This is a genomic window from Phycisphaeraceae bacterium (assembly GCA_040222855.1).
GTDB lineage: Bacteria > Planctomycetota > Phycisphaerae > Phycisphaerales > Phycisphaeraceae > Mucisphaera.
Map to the genome: position 1 here is coordinate 857,912 of JAVKCD010000025.1, position 26,209 is coordinate 884,120.

The window sequence follows — 26,209 nt, forward strand, 5'->3', positions numbered from 1 at the left end:
TCCAACCTCATCCTCTAACCTCACGATCATGGAATACCGCTACCTCGGCCGCACCGGAGTCCGCGTCTCTCCCCTGACCCTCGGCTGCATGATGTTCGGCTGGCGTACCGAGCCCGAGGACAGCTACGCCATCATTGACCACGCCATCGACGCGGGCATCAACTTCCTCGACACCGCCAACGTCTACTCCACCGGCCGCAGCGAGGTCGTCGTTGGCGAAGCTCTCAAACGCAACGGCCACCGCCCCTGGATCGTGCTCGCCACCAAGTGCCACGGCAACATGCACAAGACCGACGCCCCCGCTGGCTTCGAAGCCTCCGAACAACACGCCAGGCTCAACCCCAACCAATGGGGCAACTCTCGGCGGCAGATCATCGAGCAATGCGAAGCCTCCCTGAAACGACTCCAGACTGACTATATCGACCTGTACCAGGTCCACCGACCCCACCCCGACTGCGCGATCGACGAGACCCTCCGCGCCCTGGATGACCTCGTCCACTCCGGCAAGGTTCGCTATACCGGCTGCTCGACTTTTGCCGCCTACCAGCTCATCGAGTCCCTCTGGGCCGCCGAGAAACACCAGCTCAACCGCTTCGTCACCGAGCAGCCCCCCTACCACATTCTCGACCGCCGTATCGAACGCGAACTCATCCCCGCGTGCCAGTCCCACGGCCTTGGCATCATCCCGTGGTCGCCTCTCGCCGGCGGATTCCTCACCGGCAAGTACCAACGCGACAACAAGCCTAAAGAAGCGCGCTTCTCGCAAGGCCACCCGCGCGATGGCATCTTGGAGGTCGATCGTGCCTACGACATCGTCGAGAAGCTCAAAGAACTCGCCCAAGCCAAGAACTGCACCCTCGCCCAGCTCGCCCTTGCCTGGTGCCGAGACCAGCCCGGCATCACCTCACCCATCATCGGCCCACGCACCCTCGAACAACTCAACGACAACCTCGGTGCCATGCAGGTCAGCCTCAGCGATGACGATCGTCAGGCCATCGACGCCCTGGTCCCTCCAGGCGAACACATCGTGCCGTTCTACGATGCGCAGTGGCAACCTGCCCAACACAGTTTCTAGAGCAGACCTCAGCGATACGCCGGATTATCAAAATCAAACCGGCACCCCGCGTCCCACTGCGACCGCTGGTTCCCGTGCGCAGGAACCCCACCCGCATCCTTGAGCATCCGAGCCATGTGCAGCAGGTTCCACGTCATGAACGTCGTGTTGCGGTTCGTGAAATCATTTTCCGGTCCGCCTGACCCCTCATCGAGATACGACGGTCCCGGCCCCGCTTCCCCCAGCCACGCCGCGTCCGCCTGTGGCGGGATCACACACCCCAGATGCTGAAGCGAATACAGAATATTCATCGCACAGTGCTTCGCGCCATCCTCATTGCCGGTAATCAGGCACCCTCCAACCTTGCCGTAGTACGCATACTGGCCCGCATCATTCAACTGGCCCGACATCGCGTACAACCGCTCGATCAACTGCGTGCACACAGAACTCTTCTCACCCAACCAGATCGGCGTGCCCAAGACCAGGATCTCAGCGGCCTTGACCTTCTCAAACAAAGCTGGCCACTCGTCCACCGCCCAACCATGCTCGGTCATGTCCGGGTACACGCCCGCAGCGATCTCATGATCCACCGGGCGAATCAGTTCCGTCGAGACGCCGTTCTTCTCCATGATCGCTCGCGAAATCCGGATCAAACCCTCCGTGTGTGACAACGCAGGAGACTTCTTGAGCGTGCAGTTCAAAAAAACCGCCCGAAGGTCTGAGTAATCCGTGGTCGATTCTGCACAAAGACGTTCCTGATGCTCACTTGGCTTGCTCATAACAATTCCTGATCGTCCACCTCCAGTTCGATCGAACAGCGCCGATCACTCGATCAGCCCTGCGCTCGACTATACCCCCACAAAAGCCGCTCATAAACCACCCTCCCTTGCCCCCCCGCCTGATGCCATCCATAATCTAAGGGTTACCCCGGCCGAGAGGCCCAGGCACGCCAGACGGATCAACACCGCCCGGAAGCCTCTTGTTCCAACAACACGCGAACCCCGAAGGCAACATGGCACACAGGCGAAAGCAGATCGGCGAAATCCTCAAACACTGGGGTCTCATCGATGACAAGAAGATCACCGAGGGCCTCACCATCGCCTCCGGCACCCGTAAACGGCTCGGCGAAGCCCTCGTCGATCTCGGGTACATCGGCGAGAACGAGGTCGCCAAAGCACTCGCCGCTCAGTTCGACATGGAGTTCGTCGATCTCGACCAGCCCGACGCCATCAACATGGATCACCTCCCGCTGATCCCCACCGACCTGATCAAAAAATACACTGTTCTGCCCCTTGGAAAAGACGGCGACAAGATCAAAGTCCTCGTCCACGACCCCAACGACTACGTCGTCATCGACGACCTCCGGTTTAGACTCAGCTCCGAAATCGAACTCTCACTCGGCGCCAAATCCAAGATCCGCGAGTTCATCGACTCCGTCCTCTCCGAGACCAAAGCCTCGATCGATGAGGCCGTCCGACAGATGACCATCGACGCCTCGATCGACTCCTCGATGGACCTCTCGATCGACCGCGGCGCTTCAATGGACATCGCCACCGCAGGCAAAGCCGCCGAGAACGCCGACGACCCCTCCGCTGCGCCTGTCGTCCGCCTTGTCAACAAAATCATCGGCACCGCCGTGAACATGCGCGCCTCGGATATCCACATCGAACCCTTCGAAAACCGCGTCCGGCTCCGGTACCGGATCGACGGTCGCTGCCACGAGCAGGACCTCGTCCCCAAAAGAACGCAGAACGCCGTCATCGCTCGACTCAAGATCATGTCCGGCATGCGCGTCGAAGAAAAACGTATTCCACAAGACGGCCGCATCAAAATGAACTTCTCCGGGACTTCGGTCGACTTCCGTGTCTCCGCGTGCCCCGCATACCACGGCGAATCGGTCGTCCTGCGTATTCTCCGCTCCGATGCCGCGAAACTCGGACTCGCTAACCTCGGGATGCAGCCCGACACCCTCGAAATCTTCCAGAACATCATCAAGCGCCCCAACGGTATCTTCCTCGTCACCGGCCCCACCGGCTCAGGAAAAACTACGACCCTTTATTCAGCGCTCAACGACCTCAACACGTCCGACCGCAAGATCATCACCGCCGAAGACCCCATCGAATACAACTTCAAAGGCATCAACCAGTGCCAGGTCAACGAGTCCATCGGACTCACCTTCCAGAACATCCTCCGCGCCATGCTCCGCCAGGCACCCAACATCATCCTCGTCGGCGAAATCCGTGATAAAGAGGTCGGCGAAGTGGCCATCCAGGCCGCCCTCACCGGGCACATGGTCTTCTCGACCCTCCACACCAACGACGCCCCCTCCGCGATCACCCGCATGATCGACATGGGGCTCAAACCCTTCCTCGTCGCCAGCTCCATCCAGGCCATCCTCGCCCAGCGACTCGTGAGAATCCTCTGCCCTGACTGCAAAGAGCCCGAGGATAAACCCGACCGACGACTCATGGCCCAACTCAACTTCAAACGTTCCGACTTCGAGGGCAAAACGATCTACAAACCCGTCGGCTGCTCCTCCTGTGGCGGGAGCGGATTTCGAGGGCGCCGCGGTATCTACGAAGTCCTGGAAATGAACACCGAAATCCGGAACCTCGCCTTCGAACGCGCCCCGGTCAATAGACTCCGCGATGCCGCCGAAGCCACGGGGATGCGTAACCTCCTCGGCGACGGAAAGCTCAAAGTCCTCGAAGGACTCACCACCATGGCCGAGGTCTCCCGCTTCGCTCAGGTCGAGGGCACGGTCCTCAACACCGACGATGAGGACGATGGCGAAGCCGACGCCGCCTGACCAATCATCTGACTACAAACGCCAACGCAGCTACCAAGGAGTTCCAAGATGTCGACGATCCAGATCGACCGCCTGCTCGATACCGTCGTAAAACAAGGTGCCTCCGACCTCCACCTCTCCGTCGGAAAAGCCCCGACCGTCCGCATGCGTGGGCGACTGGTCGAACTCAAAACCAAAATCCTTGAACCCGCCGACACCACCGCCCTGATGAAGGCCATCGCACCCGAACGCGCCCAGAACGAACTCCAGGAAGAAGGCGGCTCCGACTTCGGCTTCGCTTACGGCGACGCTGCACGCTTCCGTGTCTCCATCTTCAAACAAAAAAACAACATCTCGCTCGTCCTTCGACAGATCCCCAACAAGCTCCTCGACATCGACGCGATCGGCCTGCCCAAACTCGTCCCCGACCTTCTGAGGCGACCCCGCGGGCTCTTCCTTGTCACCGGACCCACCGGCTCGGGAAAAACCACCTCCCTGGCCTCGATGATCAACTTCATCAACCTCTCGATCGACCGCCACATCATCACCGTCGAAGACCCCATCGAGTACTACCACGAACACAAAAAATCGGTCGTCAACCAGCGCGAGGTCGGCAACGATGTCCCCTCTTTCGCCGAGGCCCTCCGCCGCGCCCTCCGGCAGGACCCCGATGTCATCCTCGTCGGCGAGCTCCGCGACCTCGAGACCATCGAAGCCGCCATCACCGCCGCCGAAACCGGGCACCTCGTGTTCGGCACCCTGCACACCACCGGTGCCGCCGGAACCATCAACCGAATTATCGACGCCTTCCCCGTATCCCAGCAGGCACAGATCCGCGTCCAGCTCTCCACCGCCCTGATGGCCGTCGTCTCCCAGCAGCTTCTCCCCCGGATCGACGTCAAGGGCATGGTCGCCGCCTACGAGTTCATGGTCGTCACCCCCGGCATCGCCAACATCATCCGCGAAGCCAAAACCTTCCGTCTCGACTCCGAGATCCAGACCGGCAAGAAGTTCGGCATGCAGCTCCTTGACGACCACCTCTGGGACCTCTACGAGAAAGGCTGGATCGCCGCCGACGAGATGATCGACAAATCCAAGAACCCCAACGAGCTCATCGAGAAGGTCCACCGCGCCGGAAAATCAGTCGGCCGCGTCGAACTCGACGAGTCGGAACCAGCCTCCTCGACCTCAGATTGACGCCTGGCATAACCCGCTTGAGGTGCAAGACACGCGATATTGTCCTGATATCTCATTGTCGAATGCTTTATTTTCACATGAACGGCTTGTGATCAACCCGAACTAGGGTCATAGTGAATCTGGCGAGACTTTGACGCCGTGACCCGCCTTCCCCTCGTGGAGACCCCGGAGCACCATGTCTCAGGTACCCCTCGATGAACTCCGTGGCCGCAAGCTCGGCCGAATCCTGACCAAAATGGGCCACGTCAACCGCGGCCAGGTCCAGGAAGCCCTCGGACTCCAGGCCGAGCGCAAGCTGCCCCTCGGTCAGCTCCTCATCGAACTAGGCTATGTGAACTCCGATCAGGTTAACCTCGCTCTCGCCGCCCAGGCTGGCATGGAGACCGTCGATCCCTCCACCATGGAGATCGCGCCCGAGGTTCTCAAGAAGATCCCCGCTGAAATGGCCCAGGCCTACCAGGTCCTGCCCCTCGCCTACGACGAGCAGGCCAACCGACTCACCGTCGCCCTCAAGTCCGCCGACAACTTCCGCGCCGTCGATGACCTGCGACTCCTCATGGGCTTCGACGTCAAAGCCGTCGTTGCCCCGGGCGAAGCGCTCACCAAACTCATCGACCAGCACTACGGACAATCCGACGAGTCACTCGCTGAACTCGTCTCCGAACTCGCCGGCGACTCCGAGTTCGAGGAGTTCGCCGGCCGCGGCGAATCTATCGACGTCGAAGAAGTCATGTCCGCCGCCGATGACAACAAAATCAGGCGACTGCTCAACCTCGTCCTCCTCCAGGCCATCAAAGACAAAGCCTCCGACGTGCACTTCGAGCCCTTTGAAGACGAGTTCAAGATGCGCTACCGCATCGACGGCGTCCTCTACGAAATGATCCCGCCGCCCGCGCACATGGCCCTTCCCATCGTCTCCCGAATCAAGGTCATGGCCAACCTCGATATCGCCGAAAGACGACTCCCGCAGGACGGGCGCATCGAACTCGACGTCAACGGCGAGCCCATCGACCTCCGCGTCGCTGTCCTCCCAACCATGTTCGGCGAATCGGTCGTCATGCGTGTCCTCGACCGCGGAAACACCGCCCTGGACCTCGACAAGCTCGGCATGCGACCCGACACCCTCGACGAAGTCCGACAGCTCATCCGCAAGCCCAACGGCATCGTCATCGTCACCGGCCCCACCGGCTCCGGAAAGACCACCACGCTCTATTCAGCCCTCGCCGAACTCAACGAGATCACCGAGAAAATCCTCACCTGTGAAGACCCCGTCGAATACGACATCGACGGACTCGTCCAGGTCCAGGTCAACGCCGGCGTGGGGCTCACCTTCGCCGCCGCGCTGCGCAGCTTCCTCCGGCAAGACCCCGACATCATCCTCGTTGGCGAAACCCGCGACCTCGAAACCGCGCGCATCGGCGTCCAGGCCTCACTCACAGGCCACCTCGTCTTCACCACCCTCCACACCAACGACGCTCCCTCCTCCGTCGCACGACTCCTCGATCTCGGACTCGAACCCTTCCTGATCACCGCCACCATGGAAGGCATCGTCGCCCAGCGGCTCGTCCGCAAGGTCTGCCAACGCTGCAAAGGCGAGTACCAACCCACCGAGTCCGAACTCATGCTCCTCAAACTCACCCCCGAAGACGTCGAGGGACGCACCTTCTTCCGCGGAAAAGGCTGCGACTACTGCAACGGCTCGGGCTACAAAGGCCGCATGGGTCTCTACGAAGTCATGACACTCGACGACGAGATGCGCGAGCTGATCATGCAAAACGCCTCCACGCAGGTCCTCGCCAACGAAGCCAAAAAACGCGGAATGCGAACACTCCGCGAATCCGGACTCATGGCGCTCTACGACGGGATGACCACCATCGAAGAAGTCGTCAAGGAAACACTCGCCAGCGAAGCCTGAACCACCCGCGAGAACAAACATGCCTACCTTTCAGTACGAAGCACTCAACGACGCTGGCAAACCTCAAAAAGGTTCCATCGCCGCAGGAACTTCCGAGGAAGCGATCTCCAAGATCCGCTCCCAGGGACTCTTCCCAACCTCCGTCCGCGAACAAAAAGCCAAAGCCAAAAAAGGCAAAGCCGACAAAAACGCCAAGGGCGCAGCCAAAGGCGGACCCAAGAAAAAAGCCGGTGACATCAACATCACCATCCCTTTCCTCGATGGCGTGACCCAGAAGCAACTCGCCACCCTCACCCGCCAGATGTCCACGCTCCAGGACGCCGGCCTGCCCATCCTCCGCTCACTCGACATCCTCCACAACCAGCAAAAAGCAGGAAAACTCAAGCAGACCCTCGGCACCGTCTACGAAGAGGTCGCCTCAGGCACCGCCCTCTCCGACGCCATGTCCAAGCACCCGAAGGTCTTCAACAAACTCTTCACCAAAATGATCGCCGCTGGCGAAATCGGCGGCGTCCTCGACCTCATCCTCAAACGACTCTCAGAGTTCCTCGAAAAAGCCGAAAAACTCAAAGCCCGCATCAAAGGCGCGATGACCTATCCCATCGCCGTCATCCTCATCGCATCCGTCATCGTCCTCGGCATCATGATCTTCATTATCCCGTCCTTCATCGAAATCTTCGATGACTTCGACGCCGAAATGCCCTGGCTCACACTCTTCCTCATGAACTCCTCAAGATGGCTCGCCGGCCCACTCCTCGACTGGCTCGGTGCTGAAGCGCCCCCAGGACAACGCATCCCAGGCGTCGTCTGGGTCGCTGTCGCCCCCTTCGTGCTCTTCGGCGTCCTCAAAATCATCCGCATGACCACCATCGGCAAGGCCGTCACCGACTGGATCCTCATCACCGTTCCCATCATCGGACCCCTCGTCCGCGTCGCCACCATCGCCCGTTTCTCCAGAACACTCGGCACCCTCATCCACGCCGGCGTGCCCATCCTCGACGCCATCAACATCACCTCCGAAACCACCGGGAACTACATCTACGCCAAAGCTCTCCAGGGCGTCCACGACTCCGTGCGGCAGGGCGATTCCTTCTCCGAGCCCCTCCGCAAAGCCAAAGTCTGCGACTCACTCGTCACCAACATGCTCGACGTCGGCGAAGAAACCGGCGACCTCGACAAAATGCTCATCAAGATCGCCGACGACTACGACGAACAGGTCGATGTCGCCGTCGCTTCGCTCACCTCACTCCTCGAACCCATCCTCATCGTCATCCTCGGCGTGATCGTCGGCGGAATCGTCATCGCCATGTTCCTCCCCATGATCTCACTCATGCAATCCGTCATGTAATCAAGAACCATCCGCACACGCACCAAAAAGCACAACCATGACCTTCTCACTTCACACAACCACGACACTCGCTGGAGTACCACAGGACACGTCGCGCCCCGCGATTGCCCTGTGCGAACACCAACGACGACCTGTGGATCGTGTGCAGAAATGCCCAGCAACACGCCACGCCCTCACCACCTCCGAAACCCTCCTCACACTCGCCATCGCCACGACACTCCTGATCACTGCGCTCTGGACCGCCGAAACCTACGCCGATCAGCTCCGCGAAGGCCGCAACGAACGAATCCTCACCTCCCTGGGTATCGCCATCGAACGATTCGAACGCACCACCGGTCAACACCTCCCCGGCCCCGCATCCATCGCCATGACCCAGCTCACGCAACTCGAAGACATCCGGCCCGTTATCGCCAACCTCCCCGTCCGAGTCGATCGCAGCGGTCGCGTCACACCCCTCGACGCCTACAACAACCCCCTCGCCTACCTCGAAACCTCGCAAGGCGCCATGTCCGTCAGCGACTTCGTCTCTGCAGGACCCGATGGACGCTTCGGCGACGCCTACAGCGACGACCCCGCGAAAATCTCAGCCCTCATCGACGACCAATACGCCTCCGACTTCGAACTCATCTTCTAAACACGAAGAACAAGAGAACACCATGAACCCTCTCAACAACACCAACCACAAGAACCAAACCGAGTGCGACACGAGCCCCGGGCGGAAGCCCGGGGGCAACCCATCATCCTCGACGCCCCGCCACCACAAGGCCAATGCGGGGGGGGCGTGGGGTGGCTTCACCACCATTGAACTCCTCGTCGTCATCTCCATCATCGCTCTCCTCGTCGCCATCCTGCTGCCCACCCTCGGCGCCGTCCGCAATCTGGTCCGCCAGACCGAGGCCCAGTCCCAGGCCAGGGGCATCCAGACCGGCCTCACCCTCTTCGCCCAGGACAACAACGCCTGGTTCCCGGGACTCTCCAACCAGGGACGAGCCACACCCTCCGAGTTCAACGACGGCGGATACCGCGGAGCGACCGCCGAACTCGACGCCACCGAACTCGCCTCCGAACTCTCCAGCAGCAACATCAACGATGTCGAAACCTGGTGGGCCGACGCCATCACCTGGACCCTCCTCAACAAAGGCCATGTCACCCCGGACCAGCTGATCTCCCCCGCCGAACCCGACAAGGCCCAGTGGGACGCCGGCTACGAAGACAGTGACCTCACTGACTACCTCGCCCTACACACAGAGACGCAGGGCCCCGCCCACTCCTACGCCTACCTCGATCCACGCAACGGCGACCAGCACCCCATCAATCCCGGACACGGCCCCACCAACCGCGTCCGCATTGCCGCCTGGCGCGACAGCGCCAACAGCCAGATCCCCGTCGTCTCCGACCGCATGCTCCTCGCCGACGGCTCAGACTTCCGTGAACTCGATCCCACCGCAGCCGCGGACTACACCGACGCCAACGACACCGCCACACCGGCAACAGGCTTCTCCGTCCACCAACTCAACACTGGCAACCGCGAGTCCGCTTCATGGCAAGGCGTCGTCGTCATGAACGACGGCTCCGCCTCCTTCCGCGACCGCATCCTCCCCGCCACCCAACTCTCGCAAACCTTCGCCGTCAAACAAAACGCAAACCGCACCGGCGACGACATCTTCTTCCCAACGTCACAAACCGAATCCAACACCGAGATCAACGACGCCGTCATGCTCTACGCCGACACCCAGTAAGGACCGATCATGATCCCTCCCCTCAACCAACACGAGCATGACAGAGGCTCCGGCCTAACGAGCCCCAGGCGGAAGCCTGGGGGCTCAATCCCCTCACGCCGCGCCTTCACCCTCATCGAGATCCTCGTCGTCATCTCCATCATCACCGTCCTAGTCGCTCTCACGCTCGTAGGCGTCACCGCCGTCACCGCCAACTCAAACCAGTGGGCCACCGAATCCACACTCGCCACACTCGACGCAGCCGTCGACGAGTACTACCAGCTCAACAACCGCTACCCCAGAGCCAACACCGGCAACACCGTCTACTGGGATACCTCCCAAAACCGCATGCGCGGATGGCCCGAACAGTTCTTCGATGAGCTCCAGAAATACGGCGACATCGGAGCCATGCTCGGGCCCCTCCTCCAGTCGCCTCCAACCCTCGCCGGTAATGAAGACAACCTCGACATCCGCGACGCCTCGCCCATCGCCGACGGCTGGGGCTACGGCATCGTCCCCATCGTCCCCAGAGACCTCAGCACCAATCCCTCTGTCTCCGATCTACGCCCCTTCTTCTACTCCTCAGGCCCCAACGGCACCGACCAGAACAACACCGACAACGGCGGAATCGAAACCGACGTCGTCATCGCCATGAACGAAAACTCCACCCCCGCCAACCTCGACCTCAACGACATCCAAACCCCCGCCGGCGACGACCTCTACAGCCCCTCCGCTCCGTAATGAAAGGGATGACCATGCATCACCCATCCCCTCTCAACCCCAACACCGCAGCCACCGACCGTACTGAGCGCGAAACGAGCCTGAGGCGCAAGCCTCTGGGCCCATCCCCTCGCAACCTAAACACCACCATCAATCACCTCAAGCGCAACACCCACGCCCAGGCCCATCGGACGGGCTTCTCCCTCATCGAACTCCTCGTCGTCATCACCATCATCCTCATCCTCGCCGCCACCACCGTCGGCACCATCATCACCGTCATGCGGGCCAACAACGTCGGCAACGCCGTCAACGCCATCAACGCCCAGGCCAACACCGCCCGCTCCATCGCCCTCCGCGACGCTACCGAAACCGCCCTCATCTTCCGCTTTGCCCCCTCCGAATCCGATCGCGTCACCCTTCACATCGCCCAGCGGACCAACGCCAACGCAAGCCCCGGCACCACGCCTATCTACGAACCCATCGACGACCGCGCCCCCACACGGCTCCCCGAAGGCGTCCGCATCTTCAGCCCGCTTCTATTCTTCGGCGGGCTCGACTGGGGAACCCCTTACACAGATCCCTCCGCAATACGCTCAGGCTCTGGACAACGCGGGGGCGGGAGCCCTTCCAACAACGCCGTCGTCTACGCCGTCCGCTTCACCCCCAGCGGGCAGCTCATCATCAACGATGAACGCATCGGGTACCTCGATGAATCCACACGTCCTCTCTGGCTTGGCGAGACCATCATCCTCCTCGCCGTCATCGACGAGCGCGAACTCCAGGCTCAGGGCTTCGCGCTCGACGACCAAAATCCCAATCCCATATCTGACCCCGCCAACTACGAAGGCCCCTCCAACGAAACACCCCGCGACTTCATCGAACGAGCCTACGTCCTTAGCGACCCCGATGACCCCGACTTCATCGAAGCCGACATCGCCATCATCACCTACGCACCCAACACCGGACTCTCCTCCGTCCAACGCAACCGCGAAACCCCCTAACACCACCCCGCACACCATGCTAAACCCCAATACCACCATCAAACTCGCCCAGCGCAACCACCGCCGCGCCTACACCCTCATCGAAATGCTCGTCGCCGCCGGCATCCTCGCCTTCGGCCTCATCCTCCTCTCCGCCCTCTTCCCCGTAGGCGGAATCGCCCGAAAAAACGCCGCCGACGACACCTTCGCCAACACCCATGCCCGAAACGTCCTCGCCGTCCTCCAGGCCATGGGACAAACCCAAGTCCTCGACCGATCAGGCGTCACCACCCCACTCGCCGGTTTCGAGCCTCTCGTCGTCGAAATCGATCCTTCGGACGAACCCCTCCGCAACGCCATCAGCCCAAGCGCTAGCGATCGCCGCGAAACCCTCTTCGCCCTTCCCATCATCCCCTCGCCCTCCGACCCCTGGCTCTACCAGGCCCAGACCGACACCCGCTCCCTGACCCGCGGAGCCACCAACACCGACACCATCATCGCCCACTACCCCTTCATCGACTCCTACCGCATCGTCGCCAACACCCTCGGTAACGCCCGCTTCGACAACCGCTACCCCCTCGCCCCCGATGCCCCCGACCCCACCTACGACCACCGACTCCTCGCCCGCGCAACCGCCGATCAACCCCTCGAAGCCGCCGTCTTCGTCTTCCGCAGAGAAGACGCCCGCGACCCCAACGCCCTCGTCATCAACGACTTCAACAACAACAACGAAGTCGACCCAACCCCATTCGGACTCATCGAAATCTCAGGTGCCCTCAGCAACGAGCTCGACCTCGCGACCTCTGGAGCGATCGGCGACGCAACCACGACTTACGGCCTCGAGTTCCCCACCGGCGGAATCCGCAACCACTCCATCCTCATGGTCGGCACCAACCTCCCCCAAGAACCTGCCTTCATCACTCGAATCGTCGGCAGCTTCGATGTCGATGACGATCTCTTCGCCATTCTCGGTGCTGATAGACCCCCCGCTCAAGTAAACCCAGCGAGCCCTGGAACACCCATCGAGTTCGAAATCTTCTGGCTCCCCGCACGAACCGCCACCATCGTCACAGGACTCATCCCATGACCCCCACCACACACCCCAACAACACGCAGTGCCAGCGGGGGGCGCGGGGGGTGCGGGGGGGGTTCTCTCTCATCGAGATGATCACCGCCGTCACCGTCCTCGCCCTCGTCTTCACCGTCGTCGTCTACATCGTCGGTGCCATCCGCGACACCGTGAACCTAGGCGGGGCCCAGGACGAAACCCTCTCCGTCGCCCAGGCCGTCGAAGCCCGCATGCGCGACGACATCGCAAGACTCAACACCGACGCCTTCATGGTCATCCGCGCCGCCTCCGTCACCTACACACCCGACGGATTCGACTCCGCTGACATCGAGCGCGAACACCGCGTCGACCAACTCGCCTTCTTCGCCAACGGACCCTGGACCTCCACCCTCGACAGCACCATCCAGGCCCCCACCGCCTGGGTCTCCTACGGACACCTCCGTTTCGATAACACCGCCATCGTTCCCGAAGGCGACTCCCGCTACGACACCGCGCCACCCCACCTGTCCAACCGCCCCGAGGCCATCAATAAGTTCATCGTCCCCCGCCAGTGGACCCTCGGCCGCAGAACCACCCTCCTCTCACCCATCATCCCAAACGATGACCCTCTAACAGGTGTCCCTTATTACCACACCGCCAGCATCTGGCGCAACGACAACAACTACGCCACGCCACTCCCCAACGCCCAAAGCCGACTGACCCTCATCGACACCGCCACCACCGACCTCGCCGTCGGCAGCATCTCCTCCTACCGACAAGCCCTCCTCCAGCCCGCCGCCACCACCGCCAACATCTACACCTTCATGGGCATGGCCGCCACCAGACGCTGGGGATTCCGCGACTACAACATGCAAGGCGCGATCGTGGCCCCATCCGATCCGCTCTCCTTCCCCCTGCGCTTCCAGGCCCCCCTCGTCGCCGCCTCCTTAGCACCCTACTGCTCCGACTTCCGCGTCGACTACGCCATCGACGCCGACAATGATGGCGCGGTCGACATCCAGGACGCCGACACCACCAACGGCTACCCCGCCCACATCATCTGGCACCGACTCAACCCAAGACCCGCAAACGCCAACGAGTTCGAACGAGGCGGGTCCATCTTCACCTCCGGCGACATGCGTGCCTTCGGCTTCGACATCGCACACGATGACACCGGCATTGGCTTCAATGAGAACAACCCCAACCTTCCCGACTACGGCCGAACCTACGATGAAACCGATTCCAACGTCCGCCAAATCTTCGGTGAAGGACTCGAAGTCACCGGCGACGGCGCCTCCGGCATCTACCGCGCCTGGCCCGTCCTCCTCCGAATCACCATGACCCTCCACGACGCCGAAGGCTACCTCCACCAGCAACACGAGGAAACCCGCGAACTCTACGAGGAAACCGTCGGACAACGAGGCTCCCAATGGGTCTTCCGCGGCGAGCCCGATGGCCAGAAACTCCAGCTCATCCTCCGCGTCCCGCCAAAACCCTGACCCCGCGCCCCAAACGCTGTCCAGGAGCGCCACCATGAACACCACACAACCCCGTAACACAACAAACCGCCCCCCCACAACCACCCGCCGCGGCTCCGCACTCCTCCTCGCCGTCGGCGTCCTCCTCCTCGTCTTCCTCGCAGGCGTCGCCTTCGTCTCCTCATCACAATCCGCCCGCATCGCCGGATCCGCCGCCTCAAGAGCCTCCAGCAACGACGCCGCCATCCAGGCCACTGTCAACTACATCGGACAAGTCATCGCCCGGGACTGGACCGACTACACCACCGGCGTAGCCGGCTCCGAATACCACGACTACCCCCACCCCGATGTCGACCCCTGGCTCGCCTCCACCGAACCCGAAGATTTAGTACGCCTCGATCCTTCTCAGCAGAACTTTTTAGTAGCTGAACCCTTCACCGGTTTTCTTGGATCTCTGGGCCAAGTAAACGATGATGGCGATGGTGACAATACAAACGACTGGGAAGCCTGGCGTAACGTCTCCAACCTGACCGACTCAAACAATACGAAACTCCGATTCATAGACCTTGAGCATTTTCTTCCACTTGGTGATTTTGAGGGTTTAAGCATCTATACAGGTGGTACAGACCTTGCAAGGTCTGCTCTGACATACCACCCTACAACTGAAACATACAGCAACGAAGAGTTCCTTAACGACAGCCGCCCCTTTAACCCCGATCAGGCCGCCGACGCCGACGGCGACGGCTACATCGATTCACGCTGGGTCGAACTCCCCATCAACGCCCCAGGCGGACTCCGCTGGGCTGCCGCGGTCCGAATCATCGACGAGTCCGCCCTCGCCAACGTCAACACCGCCACCGAAATCGAACCCATCATCCTCCAACCTCGGGACAGCATGGTCCTCGGCACCACGCCCGCCGACCTCGACCTCCAGCGACTCCTTGCCCGCACCGACTTCACCCACGATGCCGGCAACAACGCCGACTGGGGAAACCCAAGCCCACTCTGGTTCTCCCAAGGAGAAGGCTACGACGGCTTCGTTGCTAGCGACATCTATCAACAAGTCGGCACCACCGGCGGACAACGCGGCGACTCGCCCTACTACGGCGTCGCCTCACTCGCCGCGCCACCCGTCACCAGCTCACAAGTGCCACGAGAAGCTCTCTACAAGGCGCTCGGATACCCCGAAACTATCGCAGGCAACCCGCCCAGCACGATGCCCTCCGGTGCCTACCCCTACAACCGCACCGACCGCGAAGCTCGCTACCACCTCTTCGGCCGCAACCTCGATCAACCCAGCCTCGCCAGGTACTCAACCACAAACCAAGGCATCTACACAGCCCCTTGGAATGAAAACAACTTCATCCTGGCTGAACGCCCCTACATACCCTTCGGCACCGAAACCCTCGCCGAACTACGCACTCGCTTCGGCCTCAACAGCCCCGGCTGGTCCGCCCTCGAATACAGCCTCTACAACGCCTTCGAAGCCACCGACGGCAACGGCTTCTCCGTCCTCCGCTCCAACCGCATCGAAACCCCGGGCTACGCCTCAAGACGACAGATGCGCCAAGGCATCCGACACCTCATCACCACCTACTCCGGTGCCCGTCAGGTCAGACCAGCTCTAAGCACCACACCTTACTTCGCCACCGCCCCCGACCGCGCCAAACTCAATCTCGACCAACTCTACATCGAGGACACCGCAGGCACCTCACCCTCCCCGGAAGCTCAGGCATTTCTCGATCGCGCCGAAGAAGCCGGACTCACTAGCGCCGAACGCCACGCGCTCCTCGCCAACCTCATGGCCTACCGCATCCCCGGCGTCTACGACGATGTACCCGCTAACTTAGGCGCCGATAACACCGACACCCGAACCAACACACTCTCTGACTTCCAAATCGTCGACGGTGCCACCACCTACACCGGCCTCGAAGCCCAGCCCTTCTTCCGTGAAGCCGTATCAGTCATCATCGCCGAAGACCCACCTGATGCCAATCAACTGGTAACGAATGAAAACCGCTACCTTCTCGTCGAGCTCGCCAATCCATGGAGTGTTGGCATGGGCTACGATGCCGATGTTCAGCTTGAGGACTTCAGCATCACCATCCTGATCAACGGCACTCCACTCGCAGCGGGTGCCATACCGTTGAACCCAGGGACACTCGGACCCGGAGATGAATTACTTCTCTCCTCCCCCGGTATTGATCCAGCCACCAGGACCGCCATCACCGCAGCGATGACCGGGCCCGCTACTCAAGCCATCCTTCCCGATAACGCATGGGCTCAAGGCGACGAGATCACCTTCGAACTCCGCTATACCCTAGGCGGCGCCAATCTTCTCGTTGATCGTTTCGAGGCTAGCTTCAACATCGCCACGGTCACTGACGATCCATTCCCGCTCGATGAAGCCGCGCTTTATGGTGGAGAAGCGATCCCTGCGGATGGTGAAACCGTGGTCTATTCCAACTACCTCCGTCGCGACGACACACCAGCAGCATCATTCGCTCACTTTGTTTTGGAAGACTCCGATCAGAACGAAGTCCCAGCCACCCCATCAAGAACGGTATTTACACCACCACTACCGGCCGACTATTCCGCTGCTTTGCTCGAGACCTTTGGCGACGCCAACAATGGCGTCACCTTCACCCCAGCACCTCCAGACTTCCAACTCCACCTCGGCAAGCAGGCCGATGGCACAACCGCCGACACCACCGCCCCAACCCTCGACTCCGTCGCCGAACTCGGACTCCTCCTCACCGTCGCCCACGAAACCGGCGGCGCTGCCGGCGACATACCCATCTCCGAAAACCTCGCCGCGGCCATCAACGCCGCAAACGAGCGCTACTTCGCAAAACTCGACTGGGAAAACGTACCCGCCGGGTCCAATGACCTCCCCGATCCCGTCAACCTCATGGACCAGTTCACCACCGTCCAGGCCGCCGACTCAGGACTGACCGGCACCGCCACCCCAGCCCTCAACCCCGGCATGGCCTTCGGCGTCGTCAACATCAACACCGCACCCCAACGCGTCCTCGAAGCACTCCCCTACACCCTCGGCGGAAGAGTCTTCAACAACCACCCCATGACACCCGGCAGCGAGATGGGCCAGCAACTCGCCGCAGGCCTCATCGACTACCGCGACAAGCCAGCAACAGCCACCACCATCCCCGGCGTCGGAACCTCACCCTTCGACGTGAACGCCAGACAACAAGCCACCACCGGCGTCACCGGCCTCCGCAATGACCCCGGCTTCGCCTCCATCGGTGAAATCGCCATGGCCCGCACCGCCGCCGCAAGCAACTTCACCTCAACCTACCTCTCCACCGACGGTGCCAATACCAACGAACGCGAGGGCGACTTCACCTCCGACAACGTCACCGATGACCTCGAGGAAGAACTCCTCCCCCTCATCCGCACCGCCGCCCTCACCTCAGTCCGGTCCGACGTCTTCACCGCCTACGTCCTCCTCCAGGGAAGACGCCCCAACCCCGACACCCCCACCACCTTCGACAAAGTCGTCGAGCGCCGCTTCATCGTCACCTACGACCGCTCCAACGTGAACGCCCCCGGCGACCAACCCCGCGTCCTCATGTTCATCGAAGACCGCTAAGCCCCCACCCCCCACTCGGGTGCCACGTCCCTTCAGGGTCGTGCCCACCACCCACAAACTTTCACACCTTCCATCACAACCACAAGACCTCCGCCACCGCGCACAATCACGACCGACCAAACTTCCGTGCGCACATCCGACCGCACTTCAACCCCCATCGGTCACGTTTGATTGACGAGTGCGCACAAAAAACCACCCCATCTCACCCCAAAACCGTCCTATAAGATCAAGTCTTTTCGCCAACACAACACCGATTCCCCTAACCAACGAACTTTTTTCTCACCAATTCGTAACAAGGGGTATTGACACCAACATCTTGCTGTTAAAATAGGGATACTTCTCTTCTCCTCCTGGGCCGGCGTCGGGCACCTTTCCCGCCGCCGGCTCTTCTTTTACCCTGATCAAACCACCCCTCCAGCGGCCCGCCCTGCCCAAAAAAGCAGAAGGGTCGGCGATCTAACTCTAGACGGAGCCTCACCTTGCCTGACCAACCCCCCGCCCGTCCCCACGACCCCGACTGCATCTTCTGCCGCATCATCCAGGGCGACATCCCCTGCCACAAACTCCACGAAGATGACCACACCCTCGCCTTCCTCGACATCAACCCCGTCGCCCCCGCCCACACCCTCCTCATCCCCAAAGCCCATTACGCCACCCTCGATCAGCTCCCCCCCGCCACCGCCGCCGCCCTCTTCGCCCCGATCCCGAAGCTCGCCGCAGCCGTCACAAAATCAGTCGGTGCTGAGGCTTACAACATCCTCCAGAACAACGGCGTCGCCGCCGGGCAGGCCGTCCACCACGTCCACATCCACATCATCCCCCGCGGTCTACCCGACTCGAACTTCACCTTCACCTGGCCCGCCACCCACCTCGACAACGACCACGCTGCGGACCTCATCCAGAAAATCCGCGCCAACCTCTAACCCGCGATCGGCCACGAGCCCCGTTTTCCTCAGTGGTTACAGCGACCCCTTAGTCGATGGCATATCCCCACGCGTCACCCGCGTCGCCTGATAAAGCGCCCGCCCAAACGCCTTGAAGATCGCCTCCGCCACGTGATGATCGTTCTCGCCGTGCGGCACCTCGATGTGCAGATTAAACCGCCCCGCCTGCGCGATCGCGTGCATAAACTCTTTCACCAACTGCACATCGAATGCACCGATCTTGGCCCCCGGCCCGCTGAAACCGTCCGCAAACACCAGCGAAAACCGCCCCGACAGGTCCACCGACACCCGCGCCAGCGACTCGTCCATCGGAACCGAGGCAAACCCATACCGCTCAAGACCTTGCCGATCCGCTAGGGCCTGATTCAGCGCCTGTCCCATCACGATCCCCACATCCTCCACCGTGTGGTGATCGTCCACGTGCGTGTCCCCCCGCGCCGTCACCTGCAGGTCAAACCGCCCGTGCCGCGCGATGTGATCGAGCATGTGGTCAAAGAAACCCACGCCAGTTAAGCACTTATAGTCAGGACCGCTCTCCTTGCAGTCCAGCCCAAGCTCCAGCGTGATCGCGGTCTCGCTGGTCGTGCGCTCAATTTTCGAGGTCCGGGTGGGGGGGGGATTCACAGGGTTAAACCTTGGCTGGCTTGAGGATAAGGTCGATCGCGCTGAGCAACGCCCGATTCTGCTCCGGCGTGCCCACCGTGATCCGGAGCTTGTCGCGCAGACGCTCCTGATCGAAGTATCGCACCAGAATCCCCGCCGCCTTGAGCCTTCCGTAAAACTCCCCCGCTGGAACCGACCCCACAGGCACCTGCGCCAGCACAAAGTTGCTCTCGCTACGACCCACCACAAATCCACGATCCTGCAGGGCTTGCGTCATCACACCTCGCTGCTCGATCACCCGATCCCACGTCGATCGGGCGTAGGCCTGGTCGCGGATCGCCGCCTCCGCCGCCGCCTGCGCGACGATATCGGTATTGAACGAATCCCGCGCCTTGTCCATCGCTGCGATCAGCCCCGCGTGCCCAAGTCCATAGCCGAACCGCAGCCCCGCCAGACCGTAGCCCTTCGATAACGTCCTGAGAATCAGGACGTTATCCAGCCCACGCTTCGCATCCAGCAGCGGCAACGCACTCCGCCCCGCGAAGTCCACATACGCCTCATCAACCAGCAAAATCCCGCGTCCCTGCAGCGCTCCAGCAACCTCAGCGAGCCGATCGATCGACTCCAGCCGCCCCGATGGCGCGTGCGGGTTGACCACAAACGCGATCCCCACCGGCCGCTGCGCCAGCCGACCCTCCCAGCCCTCCGGCAGTCCGAACGCGTCCGTCAGCATCTCGGCGTAGACCGGCGTCCCGTGGATCCCGGCCAGCACGCGGTATAGCGAGTATGTCGGCTCAGCGACCGCGATTCCACGGCCGTCGGACTGCGGATCGGTGAAGACCGTCAACGCGAGCCGCAGCAACTCGTCCCCGGCGTTGGTCGCAATAACATTCTCTGGCTTGACGCCGTGGACCTCCGCTGCGGCGCGGCGAAAGCTCGCGGCCGTCGGCGGGGGGTACTTGCGGAGCAGCTCCCCGCTGACCCCGGCAATCGCTTCGAGCACCTTCGGCGACGGCGGGTAGGGGTTCTCATTGGTATTGAGCTTGATCGTCTTGCCGTCAGTCGGCTGCTCCCCGGAGACGTAGGCAGAAAGCTCGGTGATGTTCGGACGCTCGTACGGCATGACTCTAGTTTAGGGCACCAGAACCATCTGCGATAAATCGCCAAGGCTCGATCCTGACGCCGGTCGGCAGCGTGCGGCTGCGTTACACTGATGAAATCGCACCCCTTGAGAGACGCTGATGACCGACCTGCCGCTGAGTCTGCCGGATATTACCGACGCCGAGATCGATGCCGTGGTGGAGGTGCTCAGGTCGGGGCGGCTGAGCATCGGGCCGAAGCAGGAGCTGTTCGAGGACGTCATGGCCGGGCGGATTGGCAGGCGGCACGGCATCGCGGTGTCGTCTGGCACGTGCGGGCTGCACTTGATTCTCCTGGCCTTGGGCGTCGGCCCGGGCGATGAGGTGGTGACGACGCCGTTTAGTTTCGTCGCGTCTTCCAACGCCATTGTGATGTGCGGCGCTACGCCGGTGTTTGTTGATATCGATCCCAAGAGCCTGAACATGACAGCGGAGGCGGCGGAGCGGGCCATCACCGAGAAAACCAAGGCGATCCTCGCCGTCGAGGTCTTCGGCAACCCGACCCACATGGATCAGCTCGAACGTCTGGCCAACAACCACGAGATCGCGCTGGTCGAGGATTCCTGTGAGGGTCTTGGCGGGGTGTGCGCCGGCCGGAAGATCGGGAGCTTCGGGCGGGCGAGTGTCTTCGGCTTCTATCCGAACAAGCAGATCACCACCGGCGAGGGCGGGATGATCCTCACCGACGACGACCGGCTGGCGTCGCTCTGCCGATCGATGCGCAACCAGGGTCGTCCCGACCCCAAGGCCCAGCGGCGCGAGCCGGTGGGTGGCGGGCAGTCGACCGGGTCCTGGCTGAGCCACGAACGGCTCGGCTACAACTACCGGCTCTCCGAGATCGCGGCGGCGCTGGGGCTCACGCAACTCGACCGCCTCGACGGCATCCTGGAGCGCCGGCGTGATGTGGCCTACGAGTACATCAACATGCTCAAGGACCTCGACGACATCATCCTCCCCAACATGCCGCCCGGCGAGGAAGACACGATGTCGTGGTTTGTGTTCGTGGTCCGGCTCGCGGCTGAGTACGGCCGGCAGGAGCGAGACCGGATCATCGGCGGGCTCCGGCGGCACGATGTGGGCGCGTCAAACTATTTCCCGTGTATCCATCTCCAGCCCTATTACCGGGAACACTTCGGCTACAAGCAGGGCGACTTCCCCGTCGCCGAGTCGATCAGCGACCGGACGATCGCCCTGCCGTTCTTCAACCGGATGGATGCAACACAAATCGAGTTGGTGTGCCACACGCTCAAGGTGATGATTCAGCGCGAGCAGTTGCTCCGGCGATGATCGCTTACAGCGGTTGATTCTTAGGGATCCCCGGGTCGCGCGGATAGGTCTTGGGGGTGTTGCGTTCTTTATGAATCAGGACGAGCACTAGGTCGTTGTCGAAGCCTTCCGGGTAGGCGTCGATGACCTGGACTTCGCCGCCGCCGAGGACGGCGAGGGCGTCGGCGGAGCGGGCGAGTTCTTCTTCGACTCGGGGACCCTTCATGGCGATCGCCCACCCGTCCTGGCGGACAAACGGGAGAGCGAGTTCGAGCACCGTGGGCAGCGGGCCGAGGGCGCGGGACAGGGCGATGTCGTATTGCTGACGATGGTTGGAATGCTTGGCCAGACGCTCGGACCGCTCGGCGACAGCTGTGACGTTGGGGAGGCCGAGTTGATCCGCGGCTTCCTGGACGAAAGCGATTTTCTTCTGCGTGGAATCAACCAGCGTGAAGCGGAGGTCGGGTCGTGCGATGGCCAGCGGGAGACCGGGGAGGCCCCCGCCTGTGCCGAGGTCGATGATGCGGGCGTGGTCGGAAAGTTCTTCGAGGGCGGGGAGCACGGTCAGGGAGTCGAGAATATGGCGCGACCACGCCGCCTCGGGCTCGCGGATCGCGGTGAGGTTCATCGTCTGGTTGCGTTCGAGCAGCAGAGCCAGGAACAGGCCGAGCTGCAGCCAGGTCGAGTCTTCGATCTCGAAGCCTAGTTTCTCGGCGTCGGCTCGGGCGTTGTCAGGGACGGGGAGAGGGTTGGTCATGGAGGGCAGAGGATAGCGGGGCGCAGCAGGTGGCGGGCTGGCATGACTGATCCCGAGTCAGCCTTTGGCATGACTCGGTCCACCCAGCCATAAGGTCACTGAAAGATCGCTTCGGCGTTGTCGAACTCGAAACTCGGCCGGGCGAGCGGGGCCGGGCGGCGGGAGGCGAAGTTGAGAACCAGGCCAATCATGACGGCGGAGAAGAGCAGCGACGACCCGCCGTAGGAGACGAAGGGCAGCGTGATGCCGGTGATGGGCAGGAGGCCGACGGTCATGCCGATGTTGATCGAGGCCTGCGTGAAGAGGATGCCGGCAAAACCGACGGTGGCGAGGCGAGCAAAGGGGTCTTTGAGTTCCGCGGCGATCAAGACCATCGCGGTGACGATCATCATGTAGAGGGCCATGAGGCCGAACCCGCCGAGCCAGCCCCAGCGGGCACAGACGACGGCGAAGATCATGTCGTTGTGGTCGAAGGGGAGTTTGTTGAGCTGGATCATGTCGCGGACGCGCTGGGGGTCGTAGCCGGTCAATCCGCCTGCGGAAACAAGGGTCATGGCGGTGTCCTGCTGGTAGCCGGTGGTGGTGGCGTAGCGGGTATCACCCTGAGCGAGAGAGATCATCGAGACGATGCGTTCGCGCTGGTGGGGCTTGAGGAGTTGCATCGAGTCAGGCGCGTAGAGTGCGATGAGGATGTTGACGCCAATGACGACCGCGGCGACGCCGATGAGCCCGACGAGGTGTTTGAGACGAGCGCCCGCGGCGAGGAGCATGATGAAGAGGGTCGGCGCGAACAGGATGGCCGTCCCGAGGTCGGGCTGTTTGAGTATGAGCGCGACCGGCACGAGCATCAGCAGGAAGGGTTTGAGCAAGCCGAGCAGGGTGCGGTGTGATTTGCGGTGACGCAGGTACCACGCCATGGCGAGGACGAAGGCGACCTTTGTCAGTTCAGCGGGCTGGAAGTTCATCACGCCGAGGTTGATCCAGGCCTTGGCCCCGTTGATGACGGGCACGAGCCAGCGTGGCGTGAACGGGAGGACCAGCAGGATCAGCAGTGCGAGGGCGAAGGCCATCAGCGGGTACGCCGAAGTGCCGATCCACCGCGGCCTAGGCAGGAAGGCGACCAAGAGCCCGAAGATGGCGATGGGCACCCAGACCGAGCCCTGCCTTGAGGCGAGGCCGGGTTCGACGATGCCAATCGAGAAGATGCCGACCGTCGTGAGCAAGACCGCACCGATCAGGAGGATCCAGGCGGCGCTCTTCGTGGCGACGCGAGTGAGTTGATCGAAAAGATGCTCAATCGGCTCGGGGAGCTTCATCAAAGATAGCCCTCCAGGCGGAGAGCGCGGACGACTTCGTTGAAGATCGGGCCGGCGGCCTGCGAGCCGGAGCCGGCGTACTCGACGACAACGGCAATGACGACGACCGGTGGCCCGCCTTCGGGTCCGGCGAGGCCAACGAACCAGGCATGGTCCTCGTCCTCGGCCATGCGTTCGAGTTCGCCTTCATCGCGCTCATTGTTGAAGTTGCGATCGACCCAGCGGACCGAGCCGGGGTCGGCGGTACCCGATTTGCCCCAGATGGTGACGCCTTCGACGTTGTTAATCTTGGCTCGTTCGCCCTCGGCCTGGACGAAACGACCCGTTCCCTGCGGGGCCTCGACGACCTGTCGGAGTCCGGCCATGGCTTCGTTAACGGCTGCGCGCGGGAGTTCGAGGTCTCTGGCTCCGCGGTCTTCGGGGTAGGGCTCGAGATAGACCGAAGGGCGGTAGGCGATCCCACCCCGGGCCAGCGTGGCGTAGGCAGCGGCGGCCTGGAGGGGGGTCCATGTGACAGGCCCCTGCCCGATACCCATGAGGGTGGCATCGGTCTCGCCTAAGCGGCCAAGAAGCGTGCCATCCGGTAGGTCGCCAGAATGTTCATCGGGAAGCCCGCAAAGGGTCGCGGTGCCGAGACCAAATCGCTGGAGCCAGGTGACCATCCGATTCATGCCAAGGTCACGACCAAGGGTATAGAAGTAGATGTTGCAAGACTGTTCGATGGCCGCCGCGCCGTCGAGGGGGCCGTGGCGCATCAGGAATCGCTTGAAGATCCAGCAGCGGAAGCGATCGGGGTGATCCGCGTGAAGGTGGCCGTTGCAGGTGATGGTGTCTTCCGGCCCGATGACGCCTTCGGCCATTGCCGCGGCCAGGATCAGAGGCTTGATGATGGAGCCCGAGGCGTAGGCACGACTGACCGGGCGGTTGAGATACGGCAGGTACTCGGCATCGCGGAAGACCCGTTCGGGGTGCTCGCGGCGTTCTCGGATCGACATCCCCGGCGCGGTGACGGCGGCGAGGATCTCGGAGGTCTCGACATCGAGCACCACGACCGCGCCCGCGAGAGGTTTGCCGGTCTGCCCTTCAGCGGATTTCCGGTGCCAGGGCTGGAGGGTCATCAACCCGATGTCCGGGTGCATCAAAGCCTGGATGCGGGCCTGCAGGTCGATGTCGAGGGTGATGCGAACGTCTTCACCTGCGACGGGGGCGAGTCGTTCTTCTTCGCCGGTGTCGAGGAACGTGACGATGCGCCCGCGAGACCCACGGAGCCGGCTCTCCTGAGTCCTCTCGACACCAAACGCCCCGGTCCTGTCACCGGGGAGGTAGCCGCGGAGGTCGGTGCCGGTCTCGCCCGAGGGCAGGAGCACGCGGAAGGGTCGGCGGTCTTCATCCTCCTCGTAGGTTCGGCGGAGTTGCCCGATGATGTGCAGGGCGACGCCTTCGACATCGACAAGGACCGGGGTGTCCGAGCGGAGAGGTCCGGGCAGTCCCTGGCGATCGACCTCGACGGTCATGGTTTCGAGGGGGTAGCGCCGCTGACGCGGGCGCTCCATGCGGACCTGCTTCCAGACGGCGAGGCTGGGGTCGCTGGGGGCTTCGGCGATGAAGGACTCGACTTGGACGCGTGTGCGCTCGGAAACATCACGGACGATGGAGTAGTGCTGGCGCTGCTCGGCGATCGCGGTGGCGACATCAGCCAGAGAGACGGCGTGGCCATCGGACTCAGTTCGGCGTTGCTGGCGGAGGTCCCAGACGTGGGCGGCGAGGGCCTGGACGCGTCGGCGGATGTCGTTCTTGGCCTCCTCGATGTCGGCTCGGGACGTGTCGCCGGGCGACCACTGGCCGAGGTCGGCGAGGGTCTGCCAGAGGGTCTCGATCTGCTGGAGGTAGCCCTCGGCGTTCCGCTCGATGCGGGCTTCGCGCTCTTCGGGGGCGGCCTCGGCCCACCACCCGCGATCGGAGCGGGCGTCGATCCGTGCCCGGTCGTAGGCCCACTGGCCGGTGATCACGGTGTAGTTGATGGTCACGTCCCAGCCTGGCTCATCGTGAGCCAGAACGCGGCCGTAGCGGTCGATGATCCGCCCGCGCCGGGTCTCGACCAGAGCGGGCGTGCGCATGGCCTCTTCGGCACGCTGGAGCCGTGACTCGTGGATATCGCCCAGAGACAGGCGAGCGGCCTGGGCCATCAGGCTAAGGGAGACCAGACATGCAACAGAAAACAGCAACCACAGTCGCCTGTGGAACATGCTGGGGATCGCGCTGCGCAGGGCCCTGCGGATCACGTGCTTGTCACCTCCGATACCACCTTAAGGCTATCGGGTTGATCCA

20 protein-coding genes are annotated in these 26,209 nt (G+C 62.4%); 14 read left to right on the top strand and 6 right to left on the bottom strand.

The genetic code is table 11. The features are described from left to right. Window positions 1-28 precede the first annotated feature (28 nt). Complete coding sequence (locus tag RIG82_13470) at window positions 29-1,075, top strand: aldo/keto reductase (protein MEQ9461952.1); 1,047 nt, start codon at window positions 29-31, stop codon at window positions 1,073-1,075. A gap of 8 nt (window positions 1,076-1,083) precedes the next feature. Here the strand turns inward: RIG82_13470 and RIG82_13475 are convergent, their stop codons facing one another. Then, complete coding sequence (locus RIG82_13475) at window positions 1,084-1,833, bottom strand: flavodoxin family protein (protein MEQ9461953.1); 750 nt, start codon at window positions 1,831-1,833, stop codon at window positions 1,084-1,086. A 233-nt stretch (window positions 1,834-2,066) separates the two neighbouring features. Between RIG82_13475 and RIG82_13480 the strand changes: the two genes are divergently transcribed. The 12 genes from RIG82_13480 to RIG82_13535 all read left to right on the top strand — a co-directional run bounded on the left by RIG82_13480 (window position 2,067) and on the right by RIG82_13535 (window position 18,779). Beyond that, window positions 2,067-3,863: an ATPase, T2SS/T4P/T4SS family gene (locus RIG82_13480; GenBank protein MEQ9461954.1), complete on the top strand. Its 1,797-nt coding sequence runs from the start codon at window positions 2,067-2,069 to the stop codon at window positions 3,861-3,863. 48 nt (window positions 3,864-3,911) lie between these two features. After that, a complete protein-coding gene (locus tag RIG82_13485; GenBank protein ID MEQ9461955.1) occupies window positions 3,912-5,039 on the top strand; it encodes a type IV pilus twitching motility protein PilT in 1,128 nt (375 codons plus the stop codon). A 175-nt stretch (window positions 5,040-5,214) separates the two neighbouring features. Beyond that, complete coding sequence (locus RIG82_13490) at window positions 5,215-6,954, top strand: ATPase, T2SS/T4P/T4SS family (protein ID MEQ9461956.1); 1,740 nt, start codon at window positions 5,215-5,217, stop codon at window positions 6,952-6,954. Between the two features lie 19 nt (window positions 6,955-6,973). Beyond that, window positions 6,974-8,302 (top strand): type II secretion system F family protein, encoded by a 1,329-nt coding sequence (locus RIG82_13495; GenBank protein MEQ9461957.1) that lies wholly within the window; start codon window positions 6,974-6,976, stop codon window positions 8,300-8,302. A gap of 37 nt (window positions 8,303-8,339) precedes the next feature. Next, on the top strand, window positions 8,340-8,936 hold the full coding sequence (locus RIG82_13500) for a hypothetical protein (protein ID MEQ9461958.1): 597 nt from the start codon (window positions 8,340-8,342) through the stop codon (window positions 8,934-8,936). A 22-nt stretch (window positions 8,937-8,958) separates the two neighbouring features. Continuing rightward, the gene (locus tag RIG82_13505; GenBank protein ID MEQ9461959.1) at window positions 8,959-10,041 is read left to right on the top strand and encodes a type II secretion system protein; all 1,083 of its coding nucleotides are present in this window, start codon (window positions 8,959-8,961) and stop codon (window positions 10,039-10,041) included. A gap of 9 nt (window positions 10,042-10,050) precedes the next feature. Continuing rightward, window positions 10,051-10,761, top strand: a complete 711-nt coding sequence (locus tag RIG82_13510) for a type II secretion system protein (protein MEQ9461960.1) — start codon at window positions 10,051-10,053, stop codon at window positions 10,759-10,761. A gap of 14 nt (window positions 10,762-10,775) precedes the next feature. Beyond that, window positions 10,776-11,741, top strand: a complete 966-nt coding sequence (locus tag RIG82_13515) for a type II secretion system protein (protein MEQ9461961.1) — start codon at window positions 10,776-10,778, stop codon at window positions 11,739-11,741. A gap of 16 nt (window positions 11,742-11,757) precedes the next feature. Continuing rightward, window positions 11,758-12,807 (top strand): type II secretion system protein, encoded by a 1,050-nt coding sequence (locus RIG82_13520; protein ID MEQ9461962.1) that lies wholly within the window; start codon window positions 11,758-11,760, stop codon window positions 12,805-12,807. Next, window positions 12,804-14,267 (top strand): prepilin-type N-terminal cleavage/methylation domain-containing protein, encoded by a 1,464-nt coding sequence (locus RIG82_13525; protein ID MEQ9461963.1) that lies wholly within the window; start codon window positions 12,804-12,806, stop codon window positions 14,265-14,267. The genes RIG82_13520 and RIG82_13525 overlap by 4 nt, the downstream gene beginning before the upstream one ends. A gap of 34 nt (window positions 14,268-14,301) precedes the next feature. Beyond that, window positions 14,302-17,856, top strand: coding sequence for a hypothetical protein (locus RIG82_13530; protein MEQ9461964.1), 3,555 nt, complete (start codon window positions 14,302-14,304; stop codon window positions 17,854-17,856). A gap of 479 nt (window positions 17,857-18,335) precedes the next feature. Next, window positions 18,336-18,779 carry an HIT family protein gene (locus RIG82_13535; protein ID MEQ9461965.1) on the top strand — a complete coding sequence of 148 codons (444 nt, stop codon included), beginning with the start codon at window positions 18,336-18,338 and terminating at the stop codon, window positions 18,777-18,779. 36 nt (window positions 18,780-18,815) lie between these two features. On the opposite strand, the gene hisB is transcribed toward RIG82_13535, so the two are convergent. Both hisB and RIG82_13545 read right to left on the bottom strand, forming a co-directional pair. Then, window positions 18,816-19,424, bottom strand: coding sequence for an imidazoleglycerol-phosphate dehydratase HisB (hisB, locus tag RIG82_13540; protein ID MEQ9461966.1), 609 nt, complete (start codon window positions 19,422-19,424; stop codon window positions 18,816-18,818). 4 nt (window positions 19,425-19,428) lie between these two features. Continuing rightward, complete coding sequence (locus RIG82_13545; GenBank protein ID MEQ9461967.1) at window positions 19,429-20,526, bottom strand: aminotransferase class I/II-fold pyridoxal phosphate-dependent enzyme; 1,098 nt, start codon at window positions 20,524-20,526, stop codon at window positions 19,429-19,431. Between the two features lie 118 nt (window positions 20,527-20,644). Here RIG82_13545 and RIG82_13550 point away from each other — a divergent pair, with 118 nt between their 5' ends. Continuing rightward, a complete protein-coding gene (locus tag RIG82_13550) occupies window positions 20,645-21,829 on the top strand; it encodes a DegT/DnrJ/EryC1/StrS family aminotransferase (protein MEQ9461968.1) in 1,185 nt (394 codons plus the stop codon). A gap of 4 nt (window positions 21,830-21,833) precedes the next feature. On the opposite strand, the gene rsmG is transcribed toward RIG82_13550, so the two are convergent. From rsmG to RIG82_13565, 3 genes are all read right to left on the bottom strand, one after another. Next, a complete protein-coding gene (rsmG, locus tag RIG82_13555) occupies window positions 21,834-22,565 on the bottom strand; it encodes a 16S rRNA (guanine(527)-N(7))-methyltransferase RsmG (protein MEQ9461969.1) in 732 nt (243 codons plus the stop codon). Window positions 22,566-22,660: 95 nt separating this feature from the next. Then, window positions 22,661-23,881: an FtsW/RodA/SpoVE family cell cycle protein gene (locus RIG82_13560; GenBank protein MEQ9461970.1), complete on the bottom strand. Its 1,221-nt coding sequence runs from the start codon at window positions 23,879-23,881 to the stop codon at window positions 22,661-22,663. Beyond that, window positions 23,881-26,067 (bottom strand): penicillin-binding transpeptidase domain-containing protein, encoded by a 2,187-nt coding sequence (locus tag RIG82_13565; protein MEQ9461971.1) that lies wholly within the window; start codon window positions 26,065-26,067, stop codon window positions 23,881-23,883. The genes RIG82_13560 and RIG82_13565 overlap by 1 nt, the downstream gene beginning before the upstream one ends. Window positions 26,068-26,209: the final 142 nt, after the last annotated feature.